This window comes from Neobacillus drentensis (assembly GCF_036965645.1).
Lineage (GTDB): Bacteria > Bacillota > Bacilli > Bacillales > Cytobacillaceae > Neobacillus > Neobacillus drentensis_D.
In genome coordinates, this window is the sequence record NZ_JBALPZ010000079.1 from 13,267 (window position 1) to 34,030 (window position 20,764).

Sequence of the window (20,764 nt, forward strand, 5' to 3'; positions counted from 1 at the left end):
CAATTATAAATGGCTTATTTCTTAAGATTAAGTTTCTCGACGTAGCCTTCTTTATTAAGTTGTTTCGCACGTGCAATGGCTAATGCTTCTTCAGGCACATTCTTTGTAATCGTTGAACCCGCAGCTACATAGGATCCTTTTTTAATGGTTACTGGGGCAACTAGATTTGAATTACAGCCAATAAATACTCCATCTTCAATTTTTGTTAAGTATTTATTCTTCCCATCGTAATTCACAGTAATTGAACCACAGCCTATGTTTACATCACTGCCTACCTCCGCATCACCAATATAGCTTAAATGTGATGCTTTACTTCCCTTCCCAAAAACCGCCTTTTTAATCTCAACAAAGTTCCCAATTTTCACCTCATCAAGAATGGTGGAGTCAGGGCGAATGTGAGCAAATGGACCTATATTAACATACGAACCAATAGAACTGTTAAAAGCAGCAGATTGACGAATAACCGTTTCATTCCCAACTTCACATGTATCGATTTCAGAATTTGGTCCAATTACACATTCCGAACCAATTTTTGATTGACCTTTTATGATGGTTCCTGGATAGATCACCGTATCTTGCCCAATTTCAACGTCTGCTTCTATGTACGTATTTGCAGGATCTATAATCGTTACCCCATTACGCATCTGGGATTCATTGATTCGAGAACGCATAATCTTTTCCGCTTCTGCTAAGGCAACTCGGTCATTTACACCTAATGTTTCTTCAAATTCTCCGGTTTGATATGCCGTAACCACTTCACCTTGTTTCTTCAGTATTTCAATCACGTCTGGTAAGTAGTATTCCCCTTGTACATTATCATTAGATACATTATTTAAAGCCTCAAACAATGCCTTGTTGTCAAAACAATAGGTACCTGTGTTAATTTCATTGATTTTCCGCTCTTCTTCTGTTGCATCTTTATGTTCGACAATCTTTTCAACTAGCCCCTCTTGATTTCGAATAATTCGTCCATATCCGGTTGGGTTATCGATTTTAGCCGTGAGAATAGTTGCTTTTGCCTTCAATTCTTCATGGTGTTTAAATAAGGACTCCATGGTTTCGGCTTTAATTAATGGAGTATCACCGCAGACAACGATCGTTATACCTTCTTTTCCTTCAAGCATAGCTTGAGCCTGCATAACTGCATGAGCTGTGCCCAGCTGCTCTTTTTGTAATGCATAGAGACTTCTATCTCCTAATTGCGCTTGGACCATTTCAGCCCCGTGCCCAATGATTGTGACCATTTCCTTAATATTAAGCTTGGTTATTTGATCGACTACATGTTGAACCATAGGTTTACCGCACACTGGGTGTAAAACTTTATAAAGCTTAGATTTCATCCGCGTTCCTTGCCCTGCAGCCAAAATCACAGCAAAACGATTAGGCATGTTCAATCCTCCAATTTACCTTTTTATCCATTAAAAATATTAACGTAAATGGACTCGCTTTTCAAGGAATGATGGGAAAGTGTCTAATTTTGTCATATTATGTAGAATGTAAGCTATCAATAGAGAGTCGTCTGGGGAGTTTGTTTTGAGGGGTATGAAACAATAAAAAGAGCCTTCATAGAAGAAAGGCCCTAGTTGTAAAAATCCTTAGGAAGCTCCGGCTTCTTCAAACTCTACTTCCAATTCGCCTAGGCGGTGATACTCAGCCAAAACAGCTTCTTGGATTTTGCCGCGTGTTCCTGAATTGATTGGATGCGCAATGTCACGAAATTCTCCATCTGGAGTACGTTTACTTGGCATAGCTACAAATAAACCGTTGTTTCCGTCAATAACACGGATATCGTGAACAACAAATTCATTGTCCAATGTGATTGATGCAATCGCTCTCATTCTTCCATCCGTATTTACCCGGCGTAATCTTACGTCAGTTACTTCCATGTGCTCACACCCTTTTTTGTTATATAAAATGCTAGTTAAATAAATTCAACAATTAATTCTATTATCCTCCTCGAATTTTAAAATTTTTTTGAAAAGTTAGGGCAAAACCGTGAACATTTGTAAAAATAAGCGTTTTCAACACATGAATAGTAGAAAATAGTCGAGGAAATAAGCACAAGAGCCCATGTTAGATATTATTTTTAAATGTTTCGTTAAACATGAGTGTTGATTTCCGCTCCAGGCGCTCAGCAAACCCGCGGGCGTGCCGGGGAGCCTCCTCGGCGCATTAGCGCCTGTGGGGTCTCCCCTGCCCCGTACTCCCGCAGGAGTCGATCGCCTTCCGCTCCAATCAACAGTGTATCAATAAAAACACAATTTTGTTTAATAGAGTCCATAAAAAAAGCGCCCGAATTACTTCACGAGCGCTACAACTTCGATTTCAACTAATGCATCTTTTGGTAAACGGGCTACCTCTACACATGAGCGGGCTGGTTTATGTACAGAGAAATACTCACCATAGACTTCATTTACATCCGCAAATTCATCCATGTTTTTAATAAAAACAGTTGCCTTTACAACCGTTTCAAGCGATGCTCCTGCTTCAGCTAATACGGCTTGTAAATTTTTAAATACTTGATGAGTCTGTTCTTTCACATCACCTGTTACCATAACTCCTTCAGCTGTTAATGGAATTTGCCCAGAGCTATAGAATAAATTATTAACGACAATTCCCTGAGAATAAGGCCCAATGGCAGCCGGTGCTTGATTGGTTTGAACTACTTTCATGTTAACCCCTCCATATATTAAAATAATTCCCTGCTTGTACACTAATCTTTTTTTCTTTTACATCCACATCGGCTAGTTGTACCAGCGATAAATATTCATCCACTAACCGTTCCTGTATTTTTTCATCTTCCACTAACACTGCAATTCCAGCAAGCTGGGAATTAAATTCCTCAAGCATGCTGATCATTCCCATTACCGTTCCGCCTGCTTTCATAAAATCATCCACAATGAGGACACGAGAATCTTGTCTCATGCTTTTTTTAGAAAGTACCATTGTTTGAATCCTTTTAGCAGAACCCGAAACATAATTAATACTAACCGTTGGTCCTTCTGTCACTTTACTGTCTCTTCGAACAATCACAACCGGTACATTTAATTGGCTGGCAACTGCATACGCCAGCGGAATCCCCTTGGTTGCTACCGTCATGACTACGTCAATTTTAGTGTCAGCATATGCAGACGCAATAATTCGACCGGCCTTCTGAACAATTTGCGGATCACCCAAAATATCAGTTAAATATAAATACCCACCCGGTAATAACCGTTCGGGATTCGCAATTAACTGACAAAGTTCATTTACAAATGGTTCTGCTTTTTCCCGGCTAACCTTTACAAAAAACTTCACACCACCGGCAGCTCCCGGTACTGTTTGCAAGGTGCCAATTCCCCGCTGCTCAAAGGTCTCCTTCACAATTGCTAAATCTTCACTAATCGAAGACTTGGCTGAATCATATCGTTCCGCAAAAAATGTGAGCGGAACAAGCTGGCGAGGATGATCCAGTAAATAATTTGTCATATCAATCAAACGTTCACTGCGACGAAATTTCATATCTACCCTCCCAGAATCCGAATATTCTAATTAAAGGATATCACTATTGTACGCCTTTAATCAAGTGAATGTCGTTCTCCCAGCATGCGAACTGCAAAAACTTGGTCGCAAAAACCTCTTAACCCATTATAAATTCGATGCATTCTCGAATCATGCTGCACGATTCCAAATACCGTCGGACCACTTCCGCTCATTAACACCGCATCCGCACCAAAGCGTTTCATTTGCTCTTTAATTTGGGCAACCTCCGGATGTAGGGATAACGTTACACCTTCAAGGACGTTACCGACGTTATCGCAAACACGTTGGTAGTCATGTTCTTTAATAGCTTGGATCATCCCATAGATATTCGGGTGTCTTGTACCATTAAGATCAAGCCGGCGATAAACCTCAGCTGTTGAAACCCCAATAAACGGCTTTGCTAAAATAACCCAGCATGTTGGCGGCGTCGGAAGTTCTTTAATAATTTCACCACGGCCTTTTGCCAGGGCTGTGCCTCCGTAGACACAAAAGGAAACATCTGAGCCGATTTCGCTTCCGAGCGCAGCTAGTTCATCCAAACTTAAGCCAAGGCCCCACAGCTTGTTCAATCCCCTTAAGGTTGCTGCAGCATCACTGCTGCCACCAGCTAAGCCGGCTGCCACCGGAATGGTTTTTTCAATTGAGATCAGAACACCTTTCTTTACATTAAAACGATCCTTTATCAGTTGTGCTGCTTGATAAGCTAAATTACGCTGATCATCCGGCACATAGCGATTATGAGAAAGAATATGTATTTTATCTTGTTCGAGTAAGGTAAGTTCTACCCGGTCGGCCAAATCAATTGTCGTCATGATCATTTCAACCTCATGATAGCCATCGGGGCGTTTATGTAAAACATCTAATGCTAAGTTTATTTTAGCCGGTGCTTTGACTAAAACCTTCACTACGTCACCTACTTTTGTTTTGTCCAATAAGTACCCATTGGGTGCTTCTGCATACGATTCCAAAATTCCACATTTTGTCCTATTTTACCACAAAAAGATAAATGTAAGACGTACGATATGAGATATCTCTCCAATTTTATTATTATATCAGTCGTTTTACGTCGAAAAAAGCCACTTTTTCGACAAAATGAAAGGTGAAGTACCTTGAACAGTTCCTTAGGATCTTAATCCCTCTGCCCCGGACGATGGAGCTTGACAAAAAAAGGCCAGTGCAAATGACTCTCGCACTGACCAAGCTGTGGTGTAAGTTAAGATTGGTGTTTTTGATTGACTAGCTGCTGCTGCGCGAGTTCGATAGCACGCTTGACCATGTTCCCTGCATCCTTCGCACGGATACCGCCCCAGCCTTCTTTCTGGACCACATCATAAAAGCCAAGTTCCTTTGCCAGCTCCTCTTTAAATCGATGAGACATGATTCCTCTTCTACGGCCCATCTAAACAACCCCTTTCATCCCACAGCATTCTTAGTATGTAAAAGATTATTTATTTTCATGAACATTTTTGAATTTTTATACAGCAAAAAGCAGTAAACCTTCGTTTACTGCCACCAATTGCTTATATACTAGCTTAAAGCTACATGTCCTGCTGCATCATCATAGAAAGTAATTTGAACTGTTTCTGTAAGAACGTCCGCATAGCTGTATGAAACACGCTCAAACGAATTTTCATCTTGATCTAATTCAATAACAAAAACAGACGGGTAAGTCTCTGCTAAAACTCCAGAACGTTCGATTGTTTTCCTGCGTCCACCGTTGGCTTTCAGCAATAATCTTTTTCCCAAATTTGTGTCGAGAGCCTTTTTTATATCGGCTAAGGTTTTTGGCATTCGGTCCACCTCACTGTGTAAAGTATAACACACTGACATAGTTCTGTCAAACAAAAATATAAATTATATCAGTCCAACAAAATGATTGTCAATATTTTTTGTTCTACTTTTTCTTCTATTTTTCAACATAGTTATCGTTGCCTTAATGCAGGTTTAATATGTATTAATTTTTTTAAAATTATGGTCTATTAGAAAAAGAGGAGCTAATGATGAATATTCTTCAGCTCCACTTCTCTAATAGACTTATTCCTCCTCCTCTTCTATGATAGGACGGTAAGGCATTCCTGTACGAAGTACCCCCCTAGTTTCTATCCCTCCAAGCCCCTTATCACCAGTCAGGGTATTCCTTAATACATCCCATACATTGATGCGTTCCATAAACGGGGTAAAACTTATTTTTGCGACTATATAAACCGGGTCAAGTGCATGAATATTGATTCTTGATGGGGAACTGGCATAATTTGCTCCTGCATGGATGAGCGATTCAAAATGGGATTGGCAGGCACCGGCAAAGATGACAAGTTGATCCAAATGAGGAACTTTTCTTCGTGCCTCTCTAACGGTTTGGACGAAATGTCTTGAATGCCGGTATGCATTAATATCTGACATCTTGCCTTTTGCCTTCGAGTAAGCATCGTGTCCTGTAACGACCAGAATGTCGGGACGATATTGGTCCATCAGGACGCTAATCCTATCAGGCATTTCCTTTTCATTACAATGGATCCCTACCACTGGTATGCCTATTTTTTCATATAGAGTCATACACTTTTTTAAATAGGCAGGATCACCATCCAAGTGAAGAACCTTGCCAGGGATTTGAAAATAACTGCTCGGTTTTACATAACCGCTAGTCGCTGCGTATTCCTGCTGATGCTTGATTAAATTCGCATCCTGCCTAAACAGTTTTAGTGACTGTTCTTCTAGTGTTCTATATTCTAGCTGAAGTTTTGTCCGTTCATGTTGATTAAGGATGACCAAATCAGTGTATGGCGCATCTGCTACTAGACGGAAATCCTCTCCATAGAGGATCGCTACCTTCTGGTGATTTATATTTTGAATATCGATAACTCGGAACATGAGATCACAGTTATACGATTTTCTTCCGACAATATCCGTTATCTTTATATCCACTGCCGTCACTCCAATAAGACCCTCTTAGTCCTTTTATGATGGGTTCTTTTATAGGCTATGCAGGGAATGTTGTCCTTGTTAAAAATTTAGGAAATTTGATGCATAAGATGTGGGCATTTGAGGAAAAAAATATCCTCATGATACATCATGAGGATAAAATTTTAATGAAAGAATGAATAAAGTTCATCAGCTAATTGACCAAATTCTGTTAGAGAAAGTGTTTCTCCCCTTCGGCCAGGATCAATCCCGCTAGCATTTAGAGCCGCGAGAATTTCCTCCTTTTTCTGTTTTCCATCCGGAAGCTGACTCGTTAAATTATTTAAGATCGTCTTTCTTCTTTGGGCAAAGCTGGCCTTTGTCACCTGGAAGAAGAAATTCTCATCCTTTACCACAACTGCAGGCTTCGCTCGTTTCGTTAATCTAATCACGGCAGAGTCCACATTGGGCTGCGGGACAAAAACAGTTTTTGGAACAATCATCACGGTCTCTGCTTCGGTGTAATATTGAACAGCAATGGAGAGCGAACCATAATCCTTTGTCCCAGGCTTAGCAGAGATTCGGTCTGCCACTTCTTTTTGCAGCATACAAACAATCCCGCGAATCGGCAGCCGGTCCTCAAGGAGTTTCATAATGATAGGGGTTGTTACATAATAAGGGAGATTGGCGACCACCATAATATCATGAGTCCCCTGAAATTCCTCCTCCATCACCATACGAACATCTGCTTGCAGCACATCATTATGTATAACCTTCACATTTTCATAAGGTGATAATGTATCCTGCAAAATAGGCAGCAATCTTTGATCGATTTCAAATGCAATTACCTTTTTGCTAGAACGAGCCAGCTGCTCTGTAAGAGCACCAATCCCGGGACCAATTTCAATGGCACCAGAATTTTCGGTTAAATCTGCAAAGCTGACTATTTTCTTTAATATGTTTGTATCAATTAAAAAATTCTGCCCCAGGCTTTTCTTAAAAGAAAAACCGTATTTTTCGAGAATTGCTCTCGTTCTGACCGGTGTTGCGATATCCTTATCCATTCTGTTCCTCCTGACGTATAACACTTATTGCTTCCGCGAATTCTTGCTTGCTGATACGAAACATCATTAATCGCTTATGAAGCTGTTTTCCGTTTGTATAACCAATTTTTAAAAGCTTGCCCAGCAAAATTCTTCGCTCCTTCGAGCCTTCACCGCCAATTAGACCGGCCGTAATTAAATCCTCCTGGGTAATTTCCTCCAAAACCAACTCGTGCATAATTTGAGCATCCTTTAACGCTTCTCTTATATCCTCCGGGCTAGCATGTTCTACCCCCAGTCCCTTGCCGCCTTTAGCAATCGCTGCTTCCTTCGGCAAAAAGGCATGTTTACAGCCAGGAACAGCTGCAGCTATGGTTTTTCTGATTTTTTCACCAGGAAAATCCGGATCGGTAAAAATAATTACCCCTCGAGTCGCTTGGGCACGTTTAATTTTTTCAATCGTAGTTTCGTTGACAGCCGAGCCGTTCGTTTCGATGGTATCCGCATCCACAGCTCGTTTTATCCTGGTTGTATCGTCTTTTCCCTCAACAACAATGATTTCTTGAATTTTCATGTTAAAAATAAAAGCCTCCGTAATAATAAAATTAATAATGAAAAAATTGAAACATTTTTGTAATGTCCCTCGTCTATATTATTGAGTGATTTCATACAATAAAGTATCCGACCTGATAGAAAATTAAAGCTAGTATCCGTTGTTAGTATAAAGAATTTTAGTAAAAATGCAAAATGCAGAGGAATGAAATCCTCTGCACCCGAGAAAATTAATTTAGGACTGTAATCTTTACTTTTTTACGCCCCCAGCGATATGCATCCTCATTTGATGGGACTAATAAATCAATAATATACCCTTTAATGGCTCCGCCTGTATCGGCAGCCACAGCATATCCGTAGCCTTCCACATACACTTTCGAACCAAGCGGTATAATCCTTGGGTCCACCGCGATTACTTTCATATTCGGATTAGCCCGGAGATTAAGGCCTGTAGCTGTACGTCCGGAGCAGCCATTACAATAAGCCGTATACGCTGTTGCCGTCACATAAAACTCCTTTCCCTGCGGAGTCTCACCGCGGGATACCTGTAACGCCAAATCCTTCGTACCGACAGCCACAATTTTATCTTGTTTCTGTACGATATTTTGCTCGTTGATCAATTTTCTAGATACTTCTTTACCATTTTCTAGGACGACTTCATACTGCTTTGAAATACGTCCATGCCTTCCAGGAGCAATGACTTTTTCCTGCCCTTTTTGTAAACTATCATCCTTTTTCGTTACCACAGCAAATTGAACGGGTTCTTCCACTACATCGGTGACCTTTTCTACTCGAATGACGTTGACAACACCATTCTCTGGTATGTTTGCTTTTAATGGCGGTTCAACGCGATCTAATTCATTTAGTTTGATGCCATGATGTGTTAAAAAGTCAGCGACCGTAGTCGAAGTGGTCCAAACCTTTTGCGTCTTCCCGCCGTCCACATATGTAAGATGAAGCGCAATATTCAGCTTTAGATTCATCTTATCTTTAATTGCTGTTTGTGGATTTGGTGAAATTTGATCGTGTTCTTTTAGTACAATCTTCTGCTCTTTTAGGAGTCCAGCCACAGTATTGGCTGTAGTCCAGATCGTTTTCTTCTCGTTGTCTTTGACAATGTGAACCATGTTCGCCTGTTTCCAAGTAACCTTCAGGTCATCCTTAACCCTTGAAGCTGCTTGTGGATACAGGTAGTCTTTGGACTTGAGGGGTACATCCAGTTCATCTAATAGTTCCCTGATGGTATCTGCATGTGTGTTCACAACCATCTGCTTGCCATTGAGTGTCATTGCTACAGTATTCTTTGAGCCTTCAAAAAAGGAAATCCCCAGAGTTGTAAGCAAAACTACAAAACTAGCAAATATGATGGTCCATGACCTCCCGCTCAAAGACTTTGGAAACAGGTTTTTCATGTTTTGGAATACGATGAAAAACGCCTCCTTTTCTTTGGAGAGATTATAGAGAACCATACGCCGGCTGTTAATCCTTGCTAATCCTGTGAAGGTAGTTCTAATTATGCACAACCTTTATAGCTTTGCAAAGAAAAACTTATCGACACGGTCATCCTATGTGGAAAAGGAGACATGTAGAACTTTTTGTTATCAGAAAAAATTAGGACAAGCTTCTTATCGTTTCGACAAATTCCCTTATCATTTTATGCCGAATAATTTCTTAGCATTTTGTGTCGTGGCCTCAGCTACTTCCTCCAATGTCAATCCCTTTATTTCGGCAATTTGTTCAGCAACGAGCTTCACATATCCTGGTTCATTCCGTTTCCCCCGATATGGGTGAGGGGCTAAATATGGGCAGTCTGTTTCAATTAACAGCTTCTCGAGTGGAATTTCTGCAGCTACTTCTTTTGGCTTTTTCGCATTTTTAAAGGTAACTGGGCCCCCCAAAGAAATATAGAAATTCATTTTCACACATTCTTTTGCCACCTCAGGGCTGCCGCTAAAGCAGTGCATAATCCCTCCTACTTCTTCTGCCCCTTCTTCTTTTAAAATCTCAACGATATCGGCAGTTGCCTCACGATTATGGATGACAATTGGCAGTTTCACTTTTTTAGCTAAGCGGATTTGCCGGCGGAAAACCTCCTGCTGGATATCCTTCGGTGACTTGTCCCAATGGTAATCTAACCCCATCTCTCCTAAGGCAACAACCTTAGGGTGTGCAGCCAATTCCTCAATCCATGTGAGGTCTTCATCTGTCATGTCAATCGCATCAACTGGATGCCAGCCAACGCAGGCATACATAAAGTCATAGTTTTCGACTAATTCCATTGCTCTTTGAATTGTAGGACGGTCAAAACCTACAATGACCATATTGGTAACTCCCTCATTTTCGGCCCTCTCGATAACCTCTTCAAGGTCTTCGTTATATTGCGTGTCATTTAAATGTGCATGTGTGTCGAATAACATACGAATCAAAACCCCTCTTTTTTATTTATTTCTATCAATTGTGTACTTCCGATATGATAATGTCAAAAAACATCATATAAATGTTTCACGTGAAACATCAAAAAACAAAGCCTGACATTTTTCGAATTAAAAAGCGCCCAATTTGGGCGCTTTTGTCTATAATTATTTTACCTTCGATCCATTTGGCAGGGTTTGATCGACGGTAGCGATTGAAAGCTGACCATCTTGTGATCCTGCTAAAATCATTCCTTGTGATAATTCACCACGAAGTTTTACCGGCTTTAGGTTGGTAATACAAATTACTTTCCGGCCTACAAGCTCTTCTGGCTTATAGTATTGAGCAATCCCAGAAACAACTTGACGCTTTTCATAACCTAAATCTAACTGAAGCTTCAGCAGTTTATCTGCCTTTTTTACCGGCTCTGCTTGAATTACCTCAGCAACACGTAAATCCACCTTCATGAAATCATCGATAGAGATTTCCGCAAGTTCCTCTGGTTTTTCTTCTTCTTTCTTTTCTTCTATCACCAGTGTGTTTCCTTGCATTTTTGTTTTGATGAATTCTACTTCCTCAGCAATTTCTAATCTTGGGAATAATGGAGCATCCTTTTGTACCTTAACTCCACTTGGAATCTTGCCAAAGCTTTCGAGACTCTCCCATGTTTTCAATCCCTCATCTTGAATGCCCAATTGTGTGAAAATCCCATTAGGCGTACGAGTTAAAAATGGCTTTAATAGGATTGCAGTACGACGTAAAGATTCAGCCAAGTGAACCATTACACTAGCAAGTTCTCCTTTTTGCTCTTCATTTTTAGCCAATGTCCATGGTTGTGTTTCGTCAATGTACTTATTTGTCCGACTGACTAATTGCCAGATAGAAGTTAAGGCCACGGAGAATTCCATTTTTTCCATTGCTTCTTCATATTTTGCAACGGTTTCACGGTTTACCTGGAGCAGCGATTCATCAAATTCGCCAACAGAGCCAGTATAATCAGGAATCACGCCAGCAAAATACTTTTCAATCATCGCCACTGTCCGGTTTAATAAATTACCTAGGTCATTAGCCAGGTCAAAATTAATTCTTTCCACAAATCCTTCTGGTGTAAAGACTCCATCTGCCCCGAATGGTACTTCTCGTAGTAAATAGTAGCGGAGGGCATCAAGGCCATAGCGGTCAATTAACGTAACCGGGTCTACAACATTGCCCTTTGATTTCGACATTTTTCCGTCCTTCATCAACAACCAGCCATGTGCAAATACCTTCTTTGGTAGTGGTAAATTAAGCGCCATTAACATAATTGGCCAATAGATTGTGTGAAAACGGACAATTTCTTTACCTACAAGATGAACATCTGCTGGCCAGTAATTCTTATATTTGGTATCATTCTCCGTACCATATCCAAGCGCGGTTATATAATTGGAAAGTGCGTCGATCCATACGTAGATGACATGCTTAGGATTTCCAGGTACTTTAATTCCCCAATCAAAAGTTGTTCTTGATACTGCCAAATCCTCAAGACCAGGCTTAATGAAGTTATTAATCATTTCATTTTTACGCGATTCCGGCTGGATGAACTCCGGGTTTTCCTCGTAATATTGTAAAAGCCTGTCCACATACTTGCTCATTCTAAAAAAGTATGATTCTTCTTTTACCTTTTCTACAGGTCGGCCGCAATCAGGACAGTGCCCGTCTACCAGCTGACGATCCGTAAAAAAGGATTCACAAGGTGTGCAATACCAGCCCTCATACTGATCAAGATAGATGTCACCTTGCTCGAGAAGTTTAGCAAAGATTTTTTCTACTACCTGTTTATGTCTATCTTCCGTTGTCCGAATAAAATCATCATACGAAATATCAAGCTTATTCCAAAGGTCCTTGATACCTCCGACAATCTCATCTACATATTGTTGTGGGGTGACACCCATTTCCTCCGCCTTGCGCTGGATTTTTTGTCCGTGTTCATCCGTACCCGTAAGATACATCACATCAAAACCGCGCATACGCTTATAACGGGCCATGGCATCACCAGCCACTGTGGTATACGCATGCCCAATATGTAAATTCCCACTTGGATAATAAATTGGTGTGGTTAAATAAAAAGTTTTTGACTTTTCCTCCATCATATTCCCTCCTAAACAATGCAAATCCCATTAAACCATTATTGCCTTTTTTTAACGCTTCTATCATCAAAATATACCGAAAAATAAACTTTTGTGCAAGAAAGCCTATTGCTAGACTTCCAGTTTCTTAAAATTTTTTCCTTTTACACCCATAATGACTGCAAAATCAGCGAAATATATAGAAGATAGTAGCATTATGTAGAACTTTGTCGAATAAAGGTTGTTTTATGACAAAGGATTTTTTCCAATACAATAATATTAAAAACTTACACTTTAAACTAACTATCTATAACAATCCTTGATATATAAACAAACTCATGACTGGAAAAATTTTCACCATTACTTTTTAAAATAAAGTAATTGACGGATATGGGAAGTACTGGTATTATGGAAATATAAGAAATTTGTCGAATAATGACGAATCCGAAAGAGAAAATAGATAAATATTTTAAGTGTTTATGAGGAGGAGAATAGTAAATGAAATCTACAGGTATTGTTCGTAAAGTTGATGAGTTAGGCCGCGTAGTTATTCCGATCGAATTAAGACGTACACTTGGTATCGCAGAAAAGGATGCGCTTGAGATCTATGTTGATGATGAGCGTATTATCTTGAAAAAATACAAGCCAAATATGACTTGCCAAGTAACTGGTGAAGTTTCTGATGATAACATGGCTCTTGCAGGCGGGAAATTAATTCTTAGCCGTGAAGGTGCAGAACAATTAATAGAAGAAATTCAAAAGAACTTTGAACTTGCAAAATAAAAAATAATGCTCCAGCACGAAATCGTGCTGGAGTTTTTTAATGTTCATCAATATGATAGGCCTGATAGACCTCGCGTTTGTTTAAACTTCGGTCTTTAGCTGTTTGCTTAATAGCATCTTTTGAGGAAATATTTTTTTCCGTTATGTAGTAATTGACATGCTCATCCACTGATAAATTCTGCCACCAGCTTATTTCTTCTTCCTCTTCTAGTATATCTGTACCTTCTACAATCAAACAAAATTCCCCGCGGATTTCATTGGATTGTGCCCAATTGTTCACTTCTTCAAGGGTTCCCCGAATAAACTCTTCATATTTCTTTGTTAATTCCCGGCAAATCACAATCGCTCGGTTACCAAGAACCTCAATCATAATGGCTAAGGTTTCTTTTAAACGATGCGGTGATTCATAAAATATTAAGGTAGCCTTTTGTTTCCTCAGAACCTCTAATTCGGCCCGCTTTTCTTTCTTGTTCCGATGTAAAAATCCATAAAAATAAAAGGGCTGACAAGTTATTCCTGAAGCAATTAATGAAGTTATTGCTGCATTTGCCCCTGGTAACGGAACCACCGCTACTTGTTCACTAATTGCAGCCTGGACTAGCTCATATCCTGGGTCAGAAATGGCGGGCATTCCGGCATCACTGACTAGAGCAACTCTTAATCCTTGCTTGACCTTTTCGATCAATTTTTCCCCACTGGTTTCTTTATTGTGTTCATGATAGCTGACAATCTGGGTATCAATTTCAAAGTAATTACACAGTTTTTTTGTATTTCTCGTATCCTCTGCAGCAATCAAATCTGCCTCTTTCAAGATTCGAATCGCTCGAAAGCTCATGTCCTCTAGATTTCCTATTGGAGTAGGAACAAGGTAAAGAATCCCTTTATCTGCTTCGTTCTCAAAACTTTTCTGCTGCCACATCCAACTCACCTGCTCTCAATAAATACTCCAGCTTTTTCTTTCTTGTTAATTGCTTAAACTGATATTCGGCCCTTAAGGCCTCCCCTTTGCTTGCAAAGACTTGATAATAGGTTAATCTGACTGGTCCTCTGCCCCGTGTATATTTTGCCCCCTTGCCTTCATTATGCTGCTCAATCCGACGGTAAAGATCGTTTGTATAGCCGCCATAAAGACTTCCATCTCTGCACGTCAAGACATAAAAATAGTGGCCGTTACTCTCCATATAAAATCCCTCTGATTTCAGGAGTGTATTCATCATCTTCATTATAAACAATTAGCGGAGGCAGTATTTTCAAATCCGGACTGCCGTCTTTTATCGCTTCTACTAAAAGGATATTCGCTTCCTTTCCTTGCTTTGGATAGACAAACTGAATTCGTTTTGGTTCAAGCCTGTACTTCCGCATTAATGTTATGATATCAATTAGGCGGCCAGGACGATGAACAAAAGCAACCTTGCCGCCCTGTCGGACTAACTGACTAGAAGCCTTAATGGCATCTTCAAGCGTGCAAAGAATTTCATGCCGGGCAATGGCTAAATGCTCATTAGGATTTATTTCTTCCTTTGAAGGAGTTGTAAAGTACGGGGGATTACAGGTAACCACATCGAATTTCCCATGGCCTAACGCTCCAGGCATTTCTTTAATATCGCCATGAATCATATTTAATCGGTCTTGTAAGCCATTGTATTCAATACTTCGGACTGCCATATCATATAAACGCTCTTGTATTTCCACACCTACGATATTTCCCTTTGTCCTTGCACTTAAAAATAAAGGAATCACTCCATTACCGCTGCAGAGATCGATTAAATTTCCTTTTTGAATCGGCACATAAACAAATCGAGCCAGCAAAACGGCGTCGAGAGAAAAAGCAAATACCGTTGGGCTTTGAATAATTCGAAGCTTCTCAGCGAGTAAATAATCAAGCCGTTCATCTTCTTTTAAAATTACCACTAACGATCCATCCTAACTAATAATGATATAAGAAAAGCGCAAGCATCCGTTTAGCGGCGTATGGCCTGGAGTGCATCGACTGAGATAAAGGAAACACGAAGAGCGAAAGCGATTCGATGTTGACTTATCGTAGGGAGATGCGCGAAGGGCACTAGCCGCTGGATGCTGGAGCTGGACAATGTTCAAAGTCAATTTTTAACCTTTTTTCTATGAAAATAGAGGCTGCATCTAACAGCCTCTTAAGGTTATTTCTTATTAAGAAAAGAAAGACAAAATAAACAATCGCCTTCTTTACGCAAGCTGCCGAAGTGAAGATTACAAATATGAAATCCCTCTTGATAAAGTCTTGCGAGATTATCATATCCTTCACCAACATCAAAATGCTTTCCACCTCGAGTTTCCACAGCAGCTGCAGTACCCGGCTTCATTTCCGTTTCTTGCTTCTCTTCTTCCGTGGTTACATCTAAACGGCGCCTTAAATGCTCATTCTCGAGCTTTAAATAATGATTCTCTTCTAGTATCTCGGCTAAATGCTGCTTTAATTCCCCTAATTGCTGGTAAAGATGGCCAATCTGTGTTTCCATATTACTTACTGATTCAAAAATTTCCTTTTTATCCACGGCTTCCACCTCTTAATCTGTGGATTGTATAGAAAAGGCACCTTCTTTAATGATTTCATCCAAAGTATACTCCAGAACCCGTTCTTGTTCCTTTAGTTCAACCTGAAGTACCCGCTCTAATATATTTAATCCAACCACTTTTCCTTTACCCTGTGGCGTTTCAATGATTTCCCCTAAATCAGGCAAAGCTTCTTTAGCAGACTCATATTCATCATTTTCATATTTTAAGCAGCACATTAGTCTCCCGCATAGTCCGGAAATCTTTGTTGGATTCAATGAAAGATTTTGGTCCTTTGCCATTTTAATGGAGACAGGATCAAAATCACCTAGAAAAGTGGAACAGCATAACATTCTTCCACAAGGTCCAATACCGCCAAGCATTTTTGCTTCATCACGGACACCAATTTGACGCAGCTCAATGCGAGTCCGAAAAATGGCTGCTAAATCTTTTACAAGCTCTCGGAAATCAACCCTTCCATCTGCTGTAAAATAAAAGATTACCTTGTTTCGATCAAATGTATATTCAACATCGACTAGTTTCATATCCAGCTGATGTTCATTTACCTTCTCGCTGCAAACCTCATAGGCTTCTTGAGCCGCCTGCTTATTTTCCTCAACAATCATTCGATCCTTTTGGTCAGCAATTCTGACCACCTTTTTTAACGGAAGGACCACATCATGTTCCTCAACCTGTTTACGGGCAATCACTGCTCTCCCATATTCTACACCGCGGACTGTTTCGACAATGACAAAGTCATCCTTTTCAATTGAGAGGTCTCCCGGATCAAAATAATAGATTTTCCCCGCTTTTTTAAAGCGTACTCCTACAACATCATACAAATGAAGATCCCTCCTGCAATTTTAACACAAGCTGTTCCATCATCAGCTGAGGATTCATATTTGCCTGCAGCTTCCTTTTAGCATCAAGAATAGCTGACATTTGATCCGATAAGCGCCGTCCAGATGTTTGCAGGGCATATTGTCTTAACCGCTCATTCTCCTCTACAAAAACAAGCTGCTCCTGCCTATCCAATTGTATATATAATAAATCTTTAAAGATTAGAAGTAAAAGATCTAAACCACGTTGAATCTGCTCTTTTTCTTTAAAGTGTAAAAACCAATCCCCCTGGAGTGTAACCAACGCTTCCAATGGATTTTTTTTTAACACCTCATATAATTTTACCACTATTTTTTGGGCTTGTGCAAACCATTCATCAACATTTAATTTGAGAGCTTCTTCCAAATTATTGGTTAACTGTGCTAGTAATGGGGCTTTAGCAGGATGAACACCGTTTTCTATTAATTGTTTGATCATCATCTGAGGTGCTAACGGTTGGAATACTAATACCTGGCATCTAGATAAAATGGTCGGAAGCAGCTGTTGGACTTGCTCAGTTAAAAGAAAAGCTACCGTGCCCGGATTTGGTTCCTCAAGAAATTTTAGCAAGCTATTAGATGCACTCACGCTCATTTTATCAGCATGAGAGATTACGTAAACTTTATTTTGAGATTCTACACCCTTTTTTGAAAACTCTGCCTGCAGGTTCCGAATCTGCTCCACTTTAATCGATAATCCGTCCGGCTCGACAATATGAACATCAGGATGATTTCCATTATTGATTCGAAGGCAGTTATTACATGATTCACAAGGTTTATAATCTTCTACTAACTGTTCACAAAATAAAGATTTTGTTAGTAATAGAGCTATTTCCTTTTTCCCAGTCCCTCTCATGCCTTCAAAAAGATATGCATGGGCCACTCGATTTTTTAATAAGCTGTTTTTTAACATTTTCAATACAGTCGGCTGCAGCTCTAGTAGTTGACCCCATGTTTTAACCAAATTAATCACTCGCTATCTATTAACTTAAAAATGCATATATTGTTCGATCGGTAACACAAATACAGTTGCTCCGCCAACCTCTACCTCTACTGGATAAGGGACGTAAGAGTCAGCGTTTCCTCCCATTGGCGAAACAGGGGCAACGAGTTGATCTCTGGATTTGCAGTTATCCTTGATAATTTGAAGAGCCCGTTCTACGCGGATATCCTCGGTACCTATCATAAAGGTCGTGTTCCCCGACTTCAAGAAACCACCTGTACTAGCTAGTTTGGTTGCTCTAAAATTATTATCTACTAACGCTTTAGATAAACGATTGCTATCTTGATCTTGAACGACGGCGATGATGAGTTTCATATGGAACACCCTCTCCTCTTTTTTCCTTTATTTTTATTATAACAGGTTATCTGCCGGGATACCTAAAATAAAAAAAGCCTTATACTAAAGGCTTTTTCCCGCTAATCTTTCTTTAATTATACTTAGTGTTTTTTGATAGACCTCTTCAATTGTACCTGACGCATCAACCCGAACCATTCTAGCTGGGAAACGCTTCAATAACAAATGATAGCCTTCCCTGACTTTATGATGGAAATCGAGATTTTCTAAGTCAAGGCGGTTTACTTCTCTTCCTTTATTTCGATTAATTCGCTTCAATCCTAATTCTGGTTCAATATCAAAATAAATAGTCAGCTCTGGGCTCAAATCCTCAATGGCAAATTGATTAATTGCATAGACCTCATCCATTCCCAGCCCGCGGGCATACCCCTGATAAGCCAATGAACTATCCACAAACCTGTCGCATAGAACCACTTTTCCCTCCTGCAATGCAGGTTTTACTTTTTCAATTAAATGCTGCCTTCTTGCTGCAGCATATAGCAGTGCTTCTGTACGCGGGTCCATAGCAATATTTTCTTTATCTAAAATAACTCTTCTGATTTGCTCCGCTATTTCAATGCCTCCGGGTTCTCTAGTCAATAAGGCAGATCGGAACTCTTTGGCTATTAAATTTATAATGGTTGTTTTTCCAGCCCCATCTGGACCTTCAAATGTAATAAATACTCCCTTTTCTTTCAAGATAAAACCTCCAGTATGTAGTACTCTTATGTTGTCGTACTGTATGTCTTGATATAACCTGCTTTTAAGAGATCGTCCTCTCCTTGAAACCTCGCACCTGTGTCTAATAGATTTTTAAGTTGGAAGAGCTTATTATTCGTTATTCTTTCCCCTCTCATTAACAATGGAATTCCTGGAGGATACGGAATAATCGACTGTGCACAAATTAATCCCAATGCCCTCTCTATTGGGGCCGGCTTCACACTTAGTACTTCCATTTCACGATAACTGATCGCTAACTCCGAAATCCTTTGTTCTCCTAATTGTAATTCATCTTTTATATCTTCAAACGCCAGATCATTAATTGCCCTGCTGATTTTTTCAACCGTTTCATTAAAGGGGTAGTATTGACCCTTTTTTAATAGAGGAAGAATAAATAAGACATTATATGGATCTGCTAATTCTGTATATATTCCAAACGCTTCGAATCTTTTTTGTAAATCAAATCCACTTAAGCCGCATCTTGATTGGATAGTAATCCTAAGAATATCCCCTAAACCTTTTGGAAATGCCAATACTTTAATCTTTTCAACCTTAGCTAATTCTTCTTTAAAAGAATTAATTTCTGATAGAAGAAAGGATAAGTCCTCATTATTATAGGAAGATAAATAATGTCTTGATAGGTCAAGCGATGCCATAATCGGATAGGAAGGACTGCTGGATTGAAATATCCCTAGATATTCCTTGACCTTTTCCAAGTTTATCAGGCTGCTATTAACGTGTAAAAAAGAACCCATCGTCATCGCAGGAAGTGTCTTATGTGCAGAATGAACAACAGAATCTGCCCCTAAATCCAGTGCTGATGCCGGAAAAGGATCTCCAATGGCAAAATGCGGTCCATGCGCCTCATCCACCAATACTGGAATATGATGATGATGGGCCAAATCAATGATTTCCTTTAAGTCATAGACCATCCCATAATAATTCGGGTAAGTTAAGATGATAGCTTTAGCATTAGGATACTGGTTAATGGCCTCTTGTACGGTTTGAGTGCTAATACCTGCATCAACCTTCCATTCCCGATTTACTTCTGGCTCAAGAAATACAGGCCTTACTTTTGCTAGCTTCAGCGCATTTAATACCGACTTATGGCAGTTTCTTTGAACAAAAACTGTGGAATCCTCAGGGCAGGCCGCCATGATCATAGCCAGGTTGCCTACGGTTGATCCATTCACAAGAAAGAAGCTTTTTTTTGACTTGTAAAACTCAGATAAAAGCTCTTCCGCTTCTCTAATCGGGCCTTCTGGTGAATGCAGGTCATCTAAGCCCGTTAATTCTGTTGCATCTATTTTTAATATTCCTTTAAAAAACTCATCTTGATATGCAGCTATTTCACCGTATTTGTGACCGGGAACATGAAAGGATACAGGATTATTACTTATGTGTCCCTTTAAGGCATTATACAAAGGTGTGTCCAATTGATTTTTCATCTTATATCTTCCTTGCCTATTAAACAGCATTTTTTAACATCACTTTATTTAGTTTCCTATTTTTCGTCAAAAAAATAAAGCCCTTTAAGGACTTATTATGAAAATATTTCAGGTGTAGTAATCTTTTTAAGCTGCTTAAGGAAATATTTATATCTTGGATCATTTGTATCTGTATGAATTAAATCATTTTCGCAGTCTGTGCAAATAAAAGATGTGTATAGATGTATGCCTTTTGGTTTTAGACTTTCACAAATAACGCATGTTTCCTCAAGATGATTATGTGCTAATAATGAACTCAATCGCCTCCACCTCCATACATCCATTCTGTCCGATAACGCAGATTTGTATACAATTTTTTGAATAATCTTTTCAGCCGGCTCCTGTATTATCTTATGTTAATGCCCCTAAATGGGTGTATGTCTACTTGTGTTTTCTTTGAAAACACTTCGTACTTTTTGCTTTTTACTCCTCTTTTCCACTAAAAATGCAAAAAGGACAATCCTTCCGGATTGTCCCTAATTTGCCTGGCAACGTCCTA

The 20,764-nt window shown here is 39.6% G+C and carries 24 protein-coding genes; 1 reads left to right on the top strand and 23 read right to left on the bottom strand.

Annotated features, from left to right (window positions below; genetic code table 11):
* Nucleotides 1-14 precede the first annotated feature (14 nt).
* The 13 genes from glmU to metG all read right to left on the bottom strand — a co-directional run bounded on the left by glmU (nt 15) and on the right by metG (nt 12,553).
* On the bottom strand, nt 15-1,388 hold the full coding sequence (glmU, locus tag V7266_RS15755) for a bifunctional UDP-N-acetylglucosamine diphosphorylase/glucosamine-1-phosphate N-acetyltransferase GlmU (protein WP_335468915.1): 1,374 nt from the start codon (nt 1,386-1,388) through the stop codon (nt 15-17).
* A gap of 207 nt (nt 1,389-1,595) precedes the next feature.
* On the bottom strand, nt 1,596-1,886 hold the full coding sequence (gene spoVG / locus V7266_RS15760; RefSeq protein WP_003347151.1) for a septation regulator SpoVG: 291 nt from the start codon (nt 1,884-1,886) through the stop codon (nt 1,596-1,598).
* 411 nt (nt 1,887-2,297) lie between these two features.
* Nucleotides 2,298-2,672, bottom strand: coding sequence for a 2-iminobutanoate/2-iminopropanoate deaminase (gene ridA, locus V7266_RS15765; RefSeq protein WP_335468916.1), 375 nt, complete (start codon nt 2,670-2,672; stop codon nt 2,298-2,300).
* 1 nt (nt 2,673) lies between these two features.
* Nucleotides 2,674-3,501, bottom strand: coding sequence for a pur operon repressor (gene purR / locus V7266_RS15770; RefSeq protein WP_335468918.1), 828 nt, complete (start codon nt 3,499-3,501; stop codon nt 2,674-2,676).
* A 56-nt stretch (nt 3,502-3,557) separates the two neighbouring features.
* Complete coding sequence (gene ispE, locus V7266_RS15775) at nt 3,558-4,427, bottom strand: 4-(cytidine 5'-diphospho)-2-C-methyl-D-erythritol kinase (protein WP_335468943.1); 870 nt, start codon at nt 4,425-4,427, stop codon at nt 3,558-3,560.
* 308 nt (nt 4,428-4,735) lie between these two features.
* A complete protein-coding gene (locus V7266_RS15780; protein ID WP_335468920.1) occupies nt 4,736-4,921 on the bottom strand; it encodes a small, acid-soluble spore protein, alpha/beta type in 186 nt (61 codons plus the stop codon).
* A gap of 128 nt (nt 4,922-5,049) precedes the next feature.
* Nucleotides 5,050-5,313 carry a biofilm formation stimulator Veg gene (gene veg, locus V7266_RS15785; protein ID WP_007084178.1) on the bottom strand — a complete coding sequence of 88 codons (264 nt, stop codon included), beginning with the start codon at nt 5,311-5,313 and terminating at the stop codon, nt 5,050-5,052.
* A 243-nt stretch (nt 5,314-5,556) separates the two neighbouring features.
* A complete protein-coding gene (yabG, locus tag V7266_RS15790) occupies nt 5,557-6,444 on the bottom strand; it encodes a sporulation peptidase YabG (protein WP_335468921.1) in 888 nt (295 codons plus the stop codon).
* A 161-nt stretch (nt 6,445-6,605) separates the two neighbouring features.
* Nucleotides 6,606-7,484 (bottom strand): 16S rRNA (adenine(1518)-N(6)/adenine(1519)-N(6))-dimethyltransferase RsmA, encoded by an 879-nt coding sequence (gene rsmA / locus V7266_RS15795; protein WP_335468922.1) that lies wholly within the window; start codon nt 7,482-7,484, stop codon nt 6,606-6,608.
* Nucleotides 7,477-8,037 (bottom strand): ribonuclease M5, encoded by a 561-nt coding sequence (rnmV, locus tag V7266_RS15800; RefSeq protein ID WP_335468925.1) that lies wholly within the window; start codon nt 8,035-8,037, stop codon nt 7,477-7,479. The genes rsmA and rnmV overlap by 8 nt, the downstream gene beginning before the upstream one ends.
* A gap of 208 nt (nt 8,038-8,245) precedes the next feature.
* Complete coding sequence (locus tag V7266_RS15805; RefSeq protein ID WP_335468944.1) at nt 8,246-9,427, bottom strand: ubiquitin-like domain-containing protein; 1,182 nt, start codon at nt 9,425-9,427, stop codon at nt 8,246-8,248.
* Nucleotides 9,428-9,664: 237 nt separating this feature from the next.
* Nucleotides 9,665-10,432, bottom strand: coding sequence for a TatD family hydrolase (locus V7266_RS15810; protein WP_335468926.1), 768 nt, complete (start codon nt 10,430-10,432; stop codon nt 9,665-9,667).
* A 162-nt stretch (nt 10,433-10,594) separates the two neighbouring features.
* On the bottom strand, nt 10,595-12,553 hold the full coding sequence (metG, locus tag V7266_RS15815) for a methionine--tRNA ligase (protein ID WP_335468927.1): 1,959 nt from the start codon (nt 12,551-12,553) through the stop codon (nt 10,595-10,597).
* 477 nt (nt 12,554-13,030) lie between these two features.
* Here metG and V7266_RS15820 point away from each other — a divergent pair, with 477 nt between their 5' ends.
* Entirely contained in the window at nt 13,031-13,315 is a 285-nt protein-coding gene (locus V7266_RS15820) for an AbrB/MazE/SpoVT family DNA-binding domain-containing protein (RefSeq protein ID WP_335468928.1), read from the top strand.
* Nucleotides 13,316-13,352: 37 nt separating this feature from the next.
* Here the strand turns inward: V7266_RS15820 and rsmI are convergent, their stop codons facing one another.
* The 10 genes from rsmI to V7266_RS15870 all read right to left on the bottom strand — a co-directional run bounded on the left by rsmI (nt 13,353) and on the right by V7266_RS15870 (nt 20,525).
* Complete coding sequence (gene rsmI, locus V7266_RS15825; protein ID WP_335468929.1) at nt 13,353-14,234, bottom strand: 16S rRNA (cytidine(1402)-2'-O)-methyltransferase; 882 nt, start codon at nt 14,232-14,234, stop codon at nt 13,353-13,355.
* A complete protein-coding gene (locus tag V7266_RS15830; protein WP_335468930.1) occupies nt 14,212-14,496 on the bottom strand; it encodes a GIY-YIG nuclease family protein in 285 nt (94 codons plus the stop codon). The genes rsmI and V7266_RS15830 overlap by 23 nt, the downstream gene beginning before the upstream one ends.
* Nucleotides 14,486-15,226: a tRNA1(Val) (adenine(37)-N6)-methyltransferase gene (locus V7266_RS15835; protein ID WP_335468931.1), complete on the bottom strand. Its 741-nt coding sequence runs from the start codon at nt 15,224-15,226 to the stop codon at nt 14,486-14,488. The genes V7266_RS15830 and V7266_RS15835 overlap by 11 nt, the downstream gene beginning before the upstream one ends.
* A gap of 245 nt (nt 15,227-15,471) precedes the next feature.
* A complete protein-coding gene (gene yabA, locus V7266_RS15840; RefSeq protein WP_335468932.1) occupies nt 15,472-15,846 on the bottom strand; it encodes a DNA replication initiation control protein YabA in 375 nt (124 codons plus the stop codon).
* 12 nt (nt 15,847-15,858) lie between these two features.
* Entirely contained in the window at nt 15,859-16,686 is an 828-nt protein-coding gene (locus tag V7266_RS15845) for a PSP1 domain-containing protein (RefSeq protein ID WP_335468934.1), read from the bottom strand.
* On the bottom strand, nt 16,679-17,686 hold the full coding sequence (gene holB / locus V7266_RS15850; protein ID WP_335468935.1) for a DNA polymerase III subunit delta': 1,008 nt from the start codon (nt 17,684-17,686) through the stop codon (nt 16,679-16,681). Before holB ends, V7266_RS15845 begins: the two co-directional genes overlap by 8 nt.
* Before the next feature lie 24 nt (nt 17,687-17,710).
* Complete coding sequence (locus V7266_RS15855; RefSeq protein ID WP_335468937.1) at nt 17,711-18,040, bottom strand: cyclic-di-AMP receptor; 330 nt, start codon at nt 18,038-18,040, stop codon at nt 17,711-17,713.
* 84 nt (nt 18,041-18,124) lie between these two features.
* Nucleotides 18,125-18,757 (bottom strand): dTMP kinase, encoded by a 633-nt coding sequence (gene tmk, locus V7266_RS15860; RefSeq protein WP_335468939.1) that lies wholly within the window; start codon nt 18,755-18,757, stop codon nt 18,125-18,127.
* A gap of 26 nt (nt 18,758-18,783) precedes the next feature.
* Entirely contained in the window at nt 18,784-20,226 is a 1,443-nt protein-coding gene (locus V7266_RS15865) for an aminotransferase class I/II-fold pyridoxal phosphate-dependent enzyme (RefSeq protein WP_335468940.1), read from the bottom strand.
* Between the two features lie 95 nt (nt 20,227-20,321).
* Nucleotides 20,322-20,525, bottom strand: a complete 204-nt coding sequence (locus tag V7266_RS15870; protein WP_335468941.1) for a sigma factor G inhibitor Gin — start codon at nt 20,523-20,525, stop codon at nt 20,322-20,324.
* Between the last annotated feature and the right edge of the window lie 239 nt (nt 20,526-20,764).

What these genes read in the sequence shown, in the direction of transcription:
- metG (WP_335468927.1), bottom strand. Translation starts at nt 12,553, where the DNA reads ATGGAGGAAAAGTCAAAAACTTTTTATTTAACCACACCAATTTATTAT.
- ridA (WP_335468916.1), bottom strand. Translation starts at nt 2,672, where the DNA reads ATGAAAGTAGTTCAAACCAATCAAGCACCGGCTGCCATTGGGCCTTAT.
- spoVG (WP_003347151.1), bottom strand. Translation starts at nt 1,886, where the DNA reads ATGGAAGTAACTGACGTAAGATTACGCCGGGTAAATACGGATGGAAGA.
- rsmI (WP_335468929.1), bottom strand. Translation starts at nt 14,234, where the DNA reads ATGTGGCAGCAGAAAAGTTTTGAGAACGAAGCAGATAAAGGGATTCTT.
- rnmV (WP_335468925.1), bottom strand. Translation starts at nt 8,037, where the DNA reads ATGAAAATTCAAGAAATCATTGTTGTTGAGGGAAAAGACGATACAACC.
- V7266_RS15780 (WP_335468920.1), bottom strand. Translation starts at nt 4,921, where the DNA reads ATGGGCCGTAGAAGAGGAATCATGTCTCATCGATTTAAAGAGGAGCTG.
- purR (WP_335468918.1), bottom strand. Translation starts at nt 3,501, where the DNA reads ATGAAATTTCGTCGCAGTGAACGTTTGATTGATATGACAAATTATTTA.
- veg (WP_007084178.1), bottom strand. Translation starts at nt 5,313, where the DNA reads ATGCCAAAAACCTTAGCCGATATAAAAAAGGCTCTCGACACAAATTTG.
- glmU (WP_335468915.1), bottom strand. Translation starts at nt 1,388, where the DNA reads ATGCCTAATCGTTTTGCTGTGATTTTGGCTGCAGGGCAAGGAACGCGG.
- V7266_RS15855 (WP_335468937.1), bottom strand. Translation starts at nt 18,040, where the DNA reads ATGAAACTCATCATCGCCGTCGTTCAAGATCAAGATAGCAATCGTTTA.
- V7266_RS15830 (WP_335468930.1), bottom strand. Translation starts at nt 14,496, where the DNA reads ATGGAGAGTAACGGCCACTATTTTTATGTCTTGACGTGCAGAGATGGA.
- rsmA (WP_335468922.1), bottom strand. Translation starts at nt 7,484, where the DNA reads ATGGATAAGGATATCGCAACACCGGTCAGAACGAGAGCAATTCTCGAA.
- V7266_RS15810 (WP_335468926.1), bottom strand. Translation starts at nt 10,432, where the DNA reads ATGTTATTCGACACACATGCACATTTAAATGACACGCAATATAACGAA.
- V7266_RS15820 (WP_335468928.1), top strand. Translation starts at nt 13,031, where the DNA reads ATGAAATCTACAGGTATTGTTCGTAAAGTTGATGAGTTAGGCCGCGTA.
- V7266_RS15865 (WP_335468940.1), bottom strand. Translation starts at nt 20,226, where the DNA reads ATGAAAAATCAATTGGACACACCTTTGTATAATGCCTTAAAGGGACAC.
- V7266_RS15805 (WP_335468944.1), bottom strand. Translation starts at nt 9,427, where the DNA reads ATGAAAAACCTGTTTCCAAAGTCTTTGAGCGGGAGGTCATGGACCATC.